Source organism: Stenotrophomonas terrae (assembly GCF_039674165.1).
Taxonomy (GTDB): domain Bacteria; phylum Pseudomonadota; class Gammaproteobacteria; order Xanthomonadales; family Xanthomonadaceae; genus Stenotrophomonas; species Stenotrophomonas terrae_A.
Genome location: NZ_JBDJMY010000007.1, coordinates 120,202 through 132,099, shown reverse-complemented (window position 1 = coordinate 132,099; position 11,898 = coordinate 120,202). Strand labels below are relative to the sequence as shown.

The 11,898-nt window shown below is 66.7% G+C and carries 9 protein-coding genes; 2 read left to right on the top strand and 7 right to left on the bottom strand.

Translation table 11 applies throughout. The annotated features are described in order from the left end of the window. Window positions 1–125 precede the first annotated feature (125 nt). From ABE493_RS05205 to ABE493_RS05180, 6 genes are all read right to left on the bottom strand, one after another. Window positions 126–1,058: a TraB/GumN family protein gene (locus ABE493_RS05205; RefSeq protein WP_346497904.1), complete on the bottom strand. Its 933-nt coding sequence runs from the start codon at window positions 1,056–1,058 to the stop codon at window positions 126–128. After that, on the bottom strand, window positions 1,055–1,996 hold the full coding sequence (locus tag ABE493_RS05200) for a DUF1684 domain-containing protein (RefSeq protein WP_346497903.1): 942 nt from the start codon (window positions 1,994–1,996) through the stop codon (window positions 1,055–1,057). The genes ABE493_RS05205 and ABE493_RS05200 overlap by 4 nt, the downstream gene beginning before the upstream one ends. Beyond that, on the bottom strand, window positions 1,996–3,861 hold the full coding sequence (gene mutL, locus ABE493_RS05195; protein ID WP_346497902.1) for a DNA mismatch repair endonuclease MutL: 1,866 nt from the start codon (window positions 3,859–3,861) through the stop codon (window positions 1,996–1,998). The genes ABE493_RS05200 and mutL overlap by 1 nt, the downstream gene beginning before the upstream one ends. A 337-nt stretch (window positions 3,862–4,198) precedes the next feature. Next, the gene (locus ABE493_RS05190; RefSeq protein ID WP_346497901.1) at window positions 4,199–5,815 is read right to left on the bottom strand and encodes an N-acetylmuramoyl-L-alanine amidase; all 1,617 of its coding nucleotides are present in this window, start codon (window positions 5,813–5,815) and stop codon (window positions 4,199–4,201) included. Between the two features lie 80 nt (window positions 5,816–5,895). After that, on the bottom strand, window positions 5,896–6,375 hold the full coding sequence (gene tsaE / locus ABE493_RS05185; RefSeq protein WP_346497900.1) for a tRNA (adenosine(37)-N6)-threonylcarbamoyltransferase complex ATPase subunit type 1 TsaE: 480 nt from the start codon (window positions 6,373–6,375) through the stop codon (window positions 5,896–5,898). Window positions 6,376–6,382: 7 nt separating this feature from the next. Further along, window positions 6,383–7,855: an NAD(P)H-hydrate dehydratase gene (locus ABE493_RS05180; protein ID WP_346497899.1), complete on the bottom strand. Its 1,473-nt coding sequence runs from the start codon at window positions 7,853–7,855 to the stop codon at window positions 6,383–6,385. 23 nt (window positions 7,856–7,878) lie between these two features. Here ABE493_RS05180 and queG point away from each other — a divergent pair, with 23 nt between their 5' ends. Continuing rightward, window positions 7,879–8,961: a tRNA epoxyqueuosine(34) reductase QueG gene (queG, locus tag ABE493_RS05175; RefSeq protein ID WP_346497898.1), complete on the top strand. Its 1,083-nt coding sequence runs from the start codon at window positions 7,879–7,881 to the stop codon at window positions 8,959–8,961. A gap of 280 nt (window positions 8,962–9,241) precedes the next feature. Next, entirely contained in the window at window positions 9,242–10,612 is a 1,371-nt protein-coding gene (gene xseA / locus ABE493_RS05170) for an exodeoxyribonuclease VII large subunit (protein WP_346497897.1), read from the top strand. Here xseA and ABE493_RS05165 read toward each other — a convergent pair. Next, entirely contained in the window at window positions 10,603–11,817 is a 1,215-nt protein-coding gene (locus tag ABE493_RS05165) for a virulence factor family protein (RefSeq protein WP_346497896.1), read from the bottom strand. The two genes, xseA and ABE493_RS05165, sit on opposite strands and share 10 nt — an antisense overlap. Window positions 11,818–11,898: the final 81 nt, after the last annotated feature.

Genomic DNA, 11,898 nt, shown 5'->3' with positions numbered 1-11,898 from the left:
GGGGGGCTGGCTTTTTTGCTCCTTTTTTTGTGGGCGGGGCTTACGCCGCCACGCTAATCGACTATCCGGCATCGTCTGCTTCGCGGCTAACGCCGCTCCTACAAAAGCTGCAAAACCAAAAGCACTCAACGCTTGCAGGCGCTGCAGATCCGCTCGACCTTGTAGCCCTGCGCGCGCAGCTTTTCCACCACGCCATCGCTGCCCAGCAGATGCAGCGCACCGACCACCACCAGGGTGTTGCCCCGGCCCGGCTGCAGCCACTGCTTCAAGCTCGGCAGCCAGGCGTCATTGCGCTCGACGTTGATGCGCTGATACAGGCCCGGATATTCACGCTTCATCTGCGCGGCCATGTCCCGCCACAGCATCACGTCATCGCCACGGCGCCAGGCATCGTGCAGCTGACGGCTCTGCTCGTCGCCCTTCTCCACCTGCTCCAGCGCCTCGCGCAGCAGCTGGCGCTGCTCGTCGTTGCTCATGCTGTCGAGCATGCTGATCTGCGAGGCGGCGCTTTCAAGGCCGGCGGTGGGCTTGTTGGCCTGCGCCGCGCGCTCCATCAGATGCCGGTCCAGGCCCGACTTCGGATCCAGGCCCTGCCGCGTCATCTGCGCGATGCTGACGGTCAGCCCCACGAACCAGGGTTCGAGACCGGCCAGCCGATCAACCGGCATGTTGTTGGCCGCACCCCAGGCTTCAAGTTGCCGCCAGGTCGCCGGATCCAGATCGTCCTTGAGCTGGCGACCATCGCGGCGCAAGGCGGCCTGCATCATCTGCGTGGCCAGCTCCGGCGAGTTCATCTCCTCCGGCGACAGCTCGAACAGCAGCCGCTGCGCACCGGTGAATGCGCGGTCCACGTCGCTGGACAGCGGGTAATCATCGGGCTTGAGCAGGTGGAACGAACCCAGCAGATACAGCTCGCTGCCCTGCGCACCGGTGACCTTCCACAACAGCGGCACCGGCGGTTGCTTGCCCGCCTTTGGCGTTGCCGCGGCGGCCAGCAGCGGCGTTGCGATCAACAGGCCGGTGGCCAGCAACAACCCCAAACGTTTGATCCAACTCATGCGGCCGGCTCCTGCTTTGGCTTGGCGTAGGCTTTTTCACCGGCCTCCACTGCCATGTCCAGACGATTCTCCGGCGGCGGCAAGGGACAGGTGGCAAACGGGGTGAATGCACACGGCGGGTTGTAGGCGCGATTGAAATCGATCACCACTTCACTCTTGCTGTTGGGCACGTCCAGATCGATGTAGCGGCCCGCTGCATAACTGCCGCGGCCGCTGGTACGGTCGGCGAAGATCACCTGCAGCGGACGCCCGGCATCACCCAATGCTTCAAGCCGCCAGGTGCGTCCATCGCGTTCGAACTCGATGGCGCCGGCATTGGCCAGTTCAGTGGTCAGCCCGGTGATATCAACGATGGGCAAGGTCTTGTTGACGTCGTTCGGCACGAAGCGCGCGGTGATGCGCCAGCTCGGGTCGGCCGGCCAATAATCCAGATGGCTGAACTGCGCGCGCGCCGGTGCATCGGCATGCTTCACCCGCAGCCCGAAACGCGGGCCGCGTTCGATCAGGCTCAGGCTGCCCTTGTCGTCGTCGAAGTGAATCACCGTCGGTGTCTCGGCGTGGTCGCTGTGCAGCGGAATGCGGCCCTTCACCACCTGCCCGTCGACCTTCACCGACACACCCGGTTCCGGTGCGAAGAACCATGCCTTGCCCTCGCGCGTGACCAGCCCCATCCGTGGCGGCCCCGCCGCCAGGCGAATGCCGCTGGTACTGCCGCTGCCAATGTAATGCGCCTTCAGATCCAGCCAATGCAGCCCGACCAGGCTGGTCCAGCCATCGGGCGCCAGCAGTTCGGTCAGCCGCTGTTCGCGCCACAGACCGTTGTCCCGCTCGAAGGTCGGATCGACCTGTGCCGCTGGCTGGGCCTTGTTCGCATCATCCCCGCAGCCGCCCAGCAGCATCGCGGCGATCAGCGCCGCGCCCCCCAATAGGTATTTCATCAACGCCCCCGCAGGAACCAGCGATCAATTTCAGCCAAGGAAAAGCGCGCCCAGGTGGGGCGGCCGTGGTTGCATTGCCCGGAGCGCTCGGTGATTTCCATATCGCGCAGCAAGGCATTCATTTCAGGGAGGGTCAGGCGCCGATTGGCGCGCACCGCGCCGTGGCAGGCCATGGTGGATAGCAGTTCGTCACGCGCGGTGGCGATGCGCCGGCTTTGGCCGTGCTCACGCAGATCGCCGAGCACATCACGCAGCAAGCCTTCCGGCTCGGCATTGGCGAGCAAGGCCGGAATGCTGCGCACATGCAGCGAACCGGGGCCGGAACGGGTTACCTCGAAGCCCAGTGCCGCCAGAGTGGCGGCCTCGCGCTCGGCGGTATCGGCATCGCGTTCGCCCACTGCCAGGGTCATCGGCACCAGCAGCGGCTGCGCGTGCAGACCGATGCCGTCATGTGCGTTCTTCAGGCGTTCGTAGCCGATGCGCTCATGGGCGGCATGCATGTCCACCACGATCAGGCCTTCAGCGTTCTCGGCCAGGATGTAGATGCCATGCAGCTGTGCGATGGCATAGCCCAGCGGCGGCACGCCGGCATCATTGGAGGTAGGCGGCAACGACGGGCCGCTATCGGCCTGGCGCGAAACCTCAGCGCCACCCTCGACCGGTGAATACAGCGCGGCATACGCGGATGGTGCGTCAGCGACCTGCAGGCCCAGCGGCGATTGCCGCGCCTGCCAATTGCCATTGCCACCGCCGCCGCCCGCACTACCGCCTGGACGCGACAACAGATAGCCGCCTGCACCGGCATAACTTGGTGCGGCCTGTGTCTGCGGATCGGCCGGATGCGCCTGACCCGCAGTCGGCTCCATGCCGGCACGGGTTTCGGCCAGGGCGTCCTTGAGCGTGCGATAGACAAAATCGTGGATCAGCCGCGAATCGCGGAAACGCACTTCGTGCTTGGCCGGATGCACGTTGACGTCGACCCGGGTCGGGTCCAGCTCCAGGAACAGCACATAGGCCGGCTGGCGGCCGTGGTACAGCACATCGCCGTACGCCATCTTCACCGCATGGCTGACGCTGCGATCGCGTACCGAGCGGCCGTTGACGTAGAGATACTGCTGGTCGGCACTGGCCCGCGAATACTGCGGCTGCGCAATCCAGCCGTGCAGGCGCAGCCCGGCCGCGCTGTGATCCACGCGCAAGGCCTGGCGCGCGAAGTCCTCGCCCAGGGTTTCGCCAAGGCGCGCGTCCGAATACAAATCACCCGGCTTGTAGCGCCGCGATGGCTTGCCGTTGTGCGAAACCCGCAGTTCGACATCAGGACGCGCCAGCGCCAGCGAGCGCAGCCATTCCTCGATGTGCCCCAGCTCGGTACGCTCGGCGCGCAGGAACTTGCGCCGTGCCGGCACGTTGTAGAACAACTCGCGTACTTCCACCGTGGTACCCGGCGCATGCGCACGCGGTGCCACCTCGCCGAGCTTGCCGCCTTCGATCTGCAGTGCGGAGCCGTGCTCGTCCTCAGCGCGACGCGACGCCAGGGTGAAGCGGCTGACCGAGGCAATCGATGGCAGCGCCTCACCACGGAAACCGAGCGTGGCTACCGATTCCAGATCATCCAGGCTGGCGATCTTGCTGGTGGCATGCCGCGACACCGCCAACGGCAACTGCTCGGCGGCGATACCGCCACCGTTGTCGCGGATGCGGATAAGGCGGACACCGCCTTCTTCCAGATCGATATCCACGCGCGTGGCACCGGCGTCGAGAGCGTTCTCGACCAGCTCCTTGACCACCGAAGCGGGCCGTTCAACCACTTCGCCGGCGGCGATCTGGTTGATCAGGATTTCCGGCAGGGGGCGGATCGCATTCATGCCGCACCGCCAGGCAACTGCAGGGCCTTGCCGAGGTAGATGAACGAGGATTTGAGGGGGATCAGGCTGACATCATGCATACACACGATGATAGCCGAGCGCGGCCTCAACACCGATATCGATGCTGGCTGATGAAGGTCTTGCAGCCCCCGCCCCGGGGCGGGCCTTTGTAGGAGCGGCGGGAGCCGCGAAGCCGATGCGGCGTTACGCGGCTGGGGCTTCGCGGCTTCCGCCGCTCCTACAAAAAGAAAAACCGACGCCAGCATTGCTGGCATCGGTTTTCATGTGTCTCATAGCTTCACGCCGCGTCAGAAGCGGGCTTCCAGCAAATGCTGCCTTACTTGCTGCCACCCGCAACGGTGCCGGCTGCAGCATCCATTTCGGCCTGGGCGCGGGCGGCAAACAAGGTGCCCGGCGGCGGCTGGCGGCTGAAGAAGGTATGCACGCCATCGAGCACGGCACCGGCGATACGGCGCTGATAGGCCGGATCGATCAGGCGGCGCTCTTCATCCGGGTTGGAGATGAACGCGGTTTCGACCAGCATCGCCGGCATGTCCGAGGTACGCAGCACGGCGAAGTTGGCGCGCTCCAGGTTCGGCTTGTGATTGTTGCCGATACGCTTGAGCCCGCCCAGCACGTGCCCGGCCGCGTCTTCGGAGGCCTTCATATAGCCGCTCTGTGCCAGGTCCAGCAACACATTGGCCAAGGTGCCCTCGGTGCGGGTCAGGCTGACACCGCCGATCAGATCGGCCGAGTTTTCCTTGTCCGCCAGCCAGCGCGCACGCTGCGAGGAGGCGCCCTTGGTCGACAGTACATAGACCGAAGAACCGGTCGCCGAACGGTTCTCCGCGGCATCGGCATGAATCGAGATGAAGATGTCAGCCTTGGCAGCACGCGCACGCTGGGCTCGCATCGGCAGCGGGATGAATACGTCGGTGTCGCGGGTCAGGTACGCGCGCAGGCCCGGCGTGGCATTGACCTGGCGGGCCAGCTCACGCGCAACGGCCAGGGTTACGTCCTTCTCACGCTTGCCGGTAGGCCCGACGGCTCCCGGATCCTGGCCGCCGTGGCCCGGATCGATGGCAACCACCAGATTGCGCATGCCCGGCGCCATCCGAATTCGTGACGCGTCACTTGGCATTACCGGACGCGGCGCAGGCGTCTGCGCAGCGGCAACCGGAGCAGCCGCCGCAGCGGTTGCCGGATTCGGCGTGATCGGGGTCGGCACACCGGTGGCAATCGTGGTGCGGACTGGCGTGCCCTGCCCATTGAGAATGGCTGCCGGCGACGCCGCGGACGGGCTGGCTGCTGCAGGAGCGCTGGCAACGGCCGGCGCGGGGCTGGGCGCAGCCTGGGCCGGTGCCGGCGGCGGCGTAGTGGCCTGCTGGCGCACTGCCGCAGTCAGCGCTGCGGTAGCGCGGGCGGCCTCGGCGCGCGCCTGCTCGGGATTCACTACCGGGGTGGCCGGCGCAGGGTTCAACGCTGGCGCAGCCACGGCCGGTGCGCTTGCAGCCGGAGCAGCAGCAACAGCTGCCGGCGCGCCGGCACGCGGCGCGGTTTCACCCGGCCACTCGATCAGCAGCTTGGATTCGGCGCCCTGCCCCTGCATCTGCGGCTTGAACGCAGCCACGGACTCGGCAAGGTCGAACACGACCCGGAACGTGCCCGCGACCGGATTACCGGTGCGCACTGCGGTCACCACACCTACCGGTGCAGGCAGTTTCAGGCCGCGCACGGAAGTGGAGTCGGGGAAATCGATCACCAGGCGGTTGGGACCGGCCAGGCTGATGGTCTTGTAGCTGCCACCACCGGCCAGCTGGATCTCGGCGCGGGTGCCGGTGGCGCCGGCGCTCAGCCCGAGCCCACGGATCTCACCGGCCCACGCGGAAGCGCTGGCCAGGCACAGGCCGGCGACGGCGACAGACAAAGCGAACAGGCGGTTTCCCGTAGTCATGAGCGGATTCAATCACCGGAATTCGCTAATTGCAACATGTTTTCCCTTAATAATCCGCAACCTGCCGTAACTTCCTGTAGTCACAGGGCAGGAAGCCCCTGCAAGTGGGGCGTTTTGCGCAGCCGCTGCAGCCAGGCTTCGCCGACCGGACTATGTGCCTGCAGCTGCGCGCGGCGGCCATGGCCATCGATTTCCAAGGCCACCAGCAGGTCCAGCGGCGGCAGGCCGCCCGCCCCGCGTTCGGGCCATTCGATCAACCACAGGTCGGCGCTGGCGTCGTCCAGGCCAAGGAAATCCAGCTCGCCGGCATTGCCGATCCGGTACAGATCCAGATGCCAGGCTTCGCCGCCTTCCAGCGGATAGCGTTCGATCAAGGTGTAGGTAGGGCTGCGGATGGGCCCCTGTACGCCTAGCGCGCGCAACAGGGCGCGGGCCAGGGTGGATTTCCCGGCACCAAGATCCCCTTGCAGGTGAACCACCGCCTGCGCGGGCCGGGTCTGGGCCAAGGCCTGACCCAGCAGGTCGGTGCTCTCGGCTTGGGGCAATGACAATTCGATCATGGGCACATTATGGATTGGCAAGGACGCGCAGGTGCGGCAATAGATCGCGCGGCAACAGCCCGCGCTCACCTTCGGCCGCTGCGGCATCACCGGCGAGGCTGTGCAGCAGGGCACCGGTACTGGCGGCATCGAATGGCGACAGGCCCTGCGCGCGCAGCGCCGCGATGGCGCCGGTCAGCAGGTCGCCCATGCCGCCGACCGCCATGCCGGGGTTGCCGGCGGCAAGCACTCGCGGCAGCTGCCCCGGCGCGGCGATCACGCTGCCCGCTCCCTTCAGCACGACAACCGCCGCATAGCGCGCTGCCAAAGCATGGGCGGCGGCAAAACGATCGCGCTGGATGCTGGCGGTATCGGTATCGAGCAGGCGCGCGGCCTCGCCCGGATGCGGGGTGAGAATGGCCTGCGGCAGCGGCCTAGGAGCGGCCGCGAGCAGGTTCAGGCCATCGGCATCAAGCACCAGCGGCTTGCCACTGGCCAGCGCCACCGACCACAGCGCCTGCGCCCAGTCGTCCTGGCCCAGACCCGGCCCCAGCGCAATGACGCCGGCACGCGCCAGCAGCGGCGCGAAGTCCTCGGAACTATCCACCGCCTGCACCATCGCCTCGGGGCAACGCGCCAACAGCGGTGCCACGTGCAGCGCGCGGGTCGCCACGCTGCACAAGCCGGCGCCACTGCGCAGCGCGGCCTCGGCACTGAGCATCACTGCACCGCCGCTGCCGTGGTTGCCGCCCACACACAGCACGTGTCCGGATTCACCCTTATGGGTATTGAGCCGACGCGGCGGCAGCCGTGCCGTCAATTGCGGCCCGGCCCAGCGCAGCGCGCTGGCCTTCACTCCGTCCAATGCCACCGGCGGCACGTCCAGCGTGGCCAGCAGCCGCTGTGCGGCATGTTCAAGCGCCGCCCCCGTATGCAGGCCCTGGTGGGCCACGATGAACTGCAAGACGCGCTGCGCACGTACGGCCGCACCGGGCACGTTGCCCGTGAGGGCATCAACGCCGCTGGGCACATCCAAGGCAAACACCGGTGCTGCGGCCGCGTTTATCGCCTCGATCAGCGCCGCGTCTTCGGCCTGCGGCGCGCGGCTGAAACCGATGCCATACAGAGCATCGACAATCAGATCGGCCTGCTGCAGGCAACCGGGCGTGATCTCGACGTGGCCGCCAACGGCCAGGTAATCGGTGCAGGCGCGCTGCGCCAAGGGCGTGCGCGGCGAGGCATCGGGCAGGTGCAGCACGCTTACCTCGCGCCCGGATTGGCGGGCATGACGGGCAAGAACATAGCCATCGCCGCCGTTGTTGCCCGGCCCGCAGACCACCACGATGCGTCGCGCCTGTGGCCAATACTGCAGCGCGGTCTGCCACGCGGCGTGGCCGGCACGCTGCATCAGTACATACGCGTCGCCGCCCAGGGCGGCGGTCGCTTGCCCATCAATCTGGCGGGCAGCGGCGATATCGAACAGTTCGACGGGCTCTGACATGCTGGCAATTCTATACTTGCGCCATGTCTGAAGCCGTTACCGCCGCAAATCCGGCGCAGTTGTCGCTGCGCATCCGCCAGCTTGCCCGCGAGGCAGGCTTCCAGCGCTGTGGGGTCAGCGGCATCGAGCTGGGCGAGGATGAAGCGCACCTGGCCGACTGGCTGGGCAAAGGCCTGTACGGGACGATGGAATGGATGGCCCGCCACGGCACCTTGCGGGCACGCCCACAGGAACTGCTGCCGGGCACGCTGCGGGTGATTTCGGTCGGTCTGGATTACGGCCACAAGGACGATACCGAAGCCTGGGCGACCTTGAATGACAGCGAGCGTGCTTATGTGGCGCGTTATGCGCTGGGCCGCGATTACCACAAGTTGATGCGCAACCGGTTGCAGAAGCTGGCCGAGCGTATCGGCAGCGAAATCGGCCCGTTTGGTTACCGCGTTTTCGTCGACTCGGCGCCGGTACTGGAACGTGCATTGGCGCGTAACGCCGGACTGGGTTGGATCGGCAAACACACCTGTCTGATCGATCGCAACGGCGGCTCGTGGTTCTTCCTAGGCGAGATCTATGTCGACCTGCCATTGCCGGTGGATGTGCCTGCCACCGCACATTGCGGTAGCTGCACGCGCTGCATCGATGTCTGCCCCACCGCCGCCATCATCGCCCCGCACCGGCTGGATGCACGCCGCTGCATCTCCTACCTGACCATCGAGCACGAAGGCGCCATCCCGTTGGACATGCGCCCGCTGATGGGCAACCGCATCTACGGTTGCGACGACTGCCAGCTGGTCTGCCCGTGGAACAAGTTCGCCCAACGCACCGACGAGCCGGATTTCCGCGCCCGCAACAACCTGGATACCGCCACCCTGCCCGAACTGTTCGCCTGGGAAGAGGACGAGTTCCTGCGCCGCACCGAAGGCAGCCCGATCCGCCGCAGCGGCCACGAGCGCTGGTTGCGCAATATCGCCGTGGCGCTGGGCAATGCAGCACCCTCGCCTGCCGTGCAGCAGGCATTGCTAACGCGTCAAGCGCATCCCTCGGATGTGGTCCGCGAGCATGTGCAATGGGCCCTGCAGCGGCATGCCGGCGACGCGTCCAAACCGTAGCTGCAACGCCTTCACGGCACGGTCAACACGCACGATTGCGAACCACATGCGTGGCGCAACCCGCGTGCCGAGCCCCATCAACCGAATTCAGTGCGGCGGGGTGTGCGTTCACAACCGAGCACCGCTGTTCGGCAACAACCATCCATCACCGGATCCGACCAGTCGCGGCACCCCGCCTCGATTTATTCGACTCCCTGCGGCGCTCCCGTAAGATAGTGACCGACAGTCCGCCAGCGTCTTCAAGCTTGGCGGGCGCCCCAATGGCAAAAGCAGTTCAATAATGGCCTCCAGCAACGACATCCTCACCCCCAACCAGCTCAACACCCTGGCGCGCGATCTGCTGGAAAGCGCGTTTCCGCTGGTGTGGGTGGAAGGTGAGCTCGGCGGCGTCAGCCGCCCCGCTTCCGGGCATCTGTATTTCACCCTGAAGGATGCGCGCGCGCAGGTCCGCGCGGCGATGTTCAAGCCCAAGAGCCAATGGCTGAAATTCATTCCGCGCGAAGGCATGCGCGTGCTGGTGCGTGGCCGGCTGACCCTGTACGAGGCACGCGGCGATTACCAGCTGATCCTTGATCATATGGAAGAAGCCGGCGAAGGCGCGTTGCGTCGCGCGTACGACGAGCTCAAGGCGCGGCTCGAAGCGGAGGGGCTGTTCGACCCTGCACGCAAGCGGCCAATGCCCGCACACGTGCAGCGGCTGGCGGTGATCACCTCGCCCAGCGGCGCGGCCGTGCGCGATGTACTGAGCGTGCTGGAGCGGCGTTTCCCGATGCTGGAAGTGGAGCTGCTGCCTTCGCTGGTACAGGGCGCCACCGCTGCACCGCAGATCACCTCCCTGCTGCGTCAGGCCGATGCCAGTGGCCGCTACGATGTGATCCTGCTGACCCGTGGCGGCGGTTCGCTGGAAGACCTGTGGGCCTTCAACGACGAACAGCTGGCGCGCGCGGTTGCCGCCAGCAAGACGCCGGTGGTGTCGGCGGTGGGCCACGAGACCGATTTCAGCCTGACCGACTTCGCCGCCGATCTGCGCGCACCAACGCCGTCGGTGGCCGCCGAACTGCTGGTACCCGACCAGCGTGACCTGGCCCTGCGCGTACGCCGGCTGGCGCAACGCCTGAATCAACTGCAGGTGCATGCACTGGGCCAGGCCATGCAACGTGCCGACCGCGCCGCGCTGCGCCTGCAGGCGCACAGCCCGCAGGCGCGCCTGAGCCTGCTCGAACATCGCCAGCAGGCCGCCTTCGCGCGCCTGCAATCACAATGGCGGCAACAGCTGGAACGCCGCACTGCGCGCCTGGCCCACGCCGCCACCGGGCTGCGTGGCAACCAGCCACAGCGGCGTTTGAGTGCCTTGGCTGAGAAACTGGCGACGCTGGCACCGCGCGCGCACGCGGCCATGACCCGTCAGCTGCAGGGCGATGCCCTGCGCCTGCGCGGCATTGCCCGTTCGCTGGAAGCGGTAAGCCCGTTGGCGACGGTGGCGCGCGGCTATTCCATCCTGACCCGGGTGGAAGACGGGGCGCTGGTGCGCTCCGCCGCGCAGGTCAAGCCCGGCGAACAGCTGCGCGCGCGCCTGTCCGAAGGTGAGCTGCAGCTGCGGGTGGAACACGTTGACGGCACACCGGCCAACGGCGACCCCACTCAGGGCTGAGCCGGCAGCGCATCCCAGCGTTCGACGATGATCTGCGCCAGCTTGGCTGGGTCGCGGTCGAAGTGATGTCCGCCGGGGCGTTCAACCACCTGCATGCGCGCATCGCCCTGCAGGTCCCGGCACAGGCTGTCCTTCTCGTCCACTCCGTAGATGCATTGCTGTGCGACCGGCTGCAGGCCCGCCAAGGCCGGCTGCACCGGTACCTCCTGCGCACGGAACCACCCCAGCCAGCCGCCCACCCGCACTTCAAATGCTGCACCGTGGGCAAGCCCAAGCAGCGACACCAAACGCACCGAACGACGTTGCGGTTCGCTCAGCAGCGGATAGGCAAACGGCAATACATCGGCGCCGAAGGAATAGCCAACCAACGCCACGTCATCGGCCTGCCAACGCTGCCGATAGCTGCGCACGACGCTGTCCAGGTCGCCACCCAGCTGCGCCGCCGTCCGCTCTTTCCAGAAGTAGCGCAGGCTGTTCCAGCCGACCACGGAAATACCACGTTGGTTGAGTTCATGTGCCAGTCCCTTGTCCAGGTCACGCCAGCCGCCATCGCCGGATATCAGCACCACCAGCCGCTTGCTGCCGGCCACCGGCATCTCCACCAAGGGCAGCATGGCAAGGCCTTGCGCCGGCGCGGCATCGAGCACGGCTGGCAAGGCATCAAGTAACGCCGGTTCTGCCATCTGCCTGACCTGCACGGCTGCGGTAGCGCCCTTGCAGGCACGGGTGCCGGCCGATGCATCGTCCGTGGTCACCAGCGCCGCTGCAAACTCCCCCGGCGCGGCGCCAGCGGCGCTGTCGCGGACCAGCCCGGCGCTGTTGCCCTGGCCCAGCAAGACCGGCAGGAAAAACTGGTCCGCACGCTCGCGCTTGAGCAGCTTCTGGGTGAGCAGGGCCGCATCATCGGCCATTGCCCGGCAACTGCCATTGCCCTTGCGCAGTTGCTGCCGGTAGCGCGCCGCATCCACCACGGCCACCCATGCACCGGCCTGCGCCAACTGTTTGGCAAACTGCTGCCGCTGCGCTCGCGGCAACAGCGGGTCGGCGAAATAAATAACCAGCCCGCGCGGAGCTGATGCCGGCTCAAGCAGCTGCACGCGGCCATAGCGGTCGGCATCCATGTGACCGGCATGCAGAGGCCAGACGCAGCTGACCACCACCATGATCAGCAACACCCCCAGCGCCAATAGCGCAGCACGTCGCATCTGCAACCTCTGACAAAAAAGAGAACGCCGGCGAGCATCCACCGGCGTTCGTTACGTGCTTGTGCAATGCGTCAACGCGCT

What these genes read in the sequence shown, in the direction of transcription:
- ABE493_RS05205 (WP_346497904.1), bottom strand. Translation starts at nt 1,058, where the DNA reads ATGAGTTGGATCAAACGTTTGGGGTTGTTGCTGGCCACCGGCCTGTTG.
- xseA (WP_346497897.1), top strand. Translation starts at nt 9,242, where the DNA reads ATGGCCTCCAGCAACGACATCCTCACCCCCAACCAGCTCAACACCCTG.
- ABE493_RS05165 (WP_346497896.1), bottom strand. Translation starts at nt 11,817, where the DNA reads ATGCGACGTGCTGCGCTATTGGCGCTGGGGGTGTTGCTGATCATGGTG.
- queG (WP_346497898.1), top strand. Translation starts at nt 7,879, where the DNA reads ATGTCTGAAGCCGTTACCGCCGCAAATCCGGCGCAGTTGTCGCTGCGC.
- tsaE (WP_346497900.1), bottom strand. Translation starts at nt 6,375, where the DNA reads ATGATCGAATTGTCATTGCCCCAAGCCGAGAGCACCGACCTGCTGGGT.
- ABE493_RS05180 (WP_346497899.1), bottom strand. Translation starts at nt 7,855, where the DNA reads ATGTCAGAGCCCGTCGAACTGTTCGATATCGCCGCTGCCCGCCAGATT.
- ABE493_RS05190 (WP_346497901.1), bottom strand. Translation starts at nt 5,815, where the DNA reads ATGACTACGGGAAACCGCCTGTTCGCTTTGTCTGTCGCCGTCGCCGGC.
- mutL (WP_346497902.1), bottom strand. Translation starts at nt 3,861, where the DNA reads ATGAATGCGATCCGCCCCCTGCCGGAAATCCTGATCAACCAGATCGCC.
- ABE493_RS05200 (WP_346497903.1), bottom strand. Translation starts at nt 1,996, where the DNA reads ATGAAATACCTATTGGGGGGCGCGGCGCTGATCGCCGCGATGCTGCTG.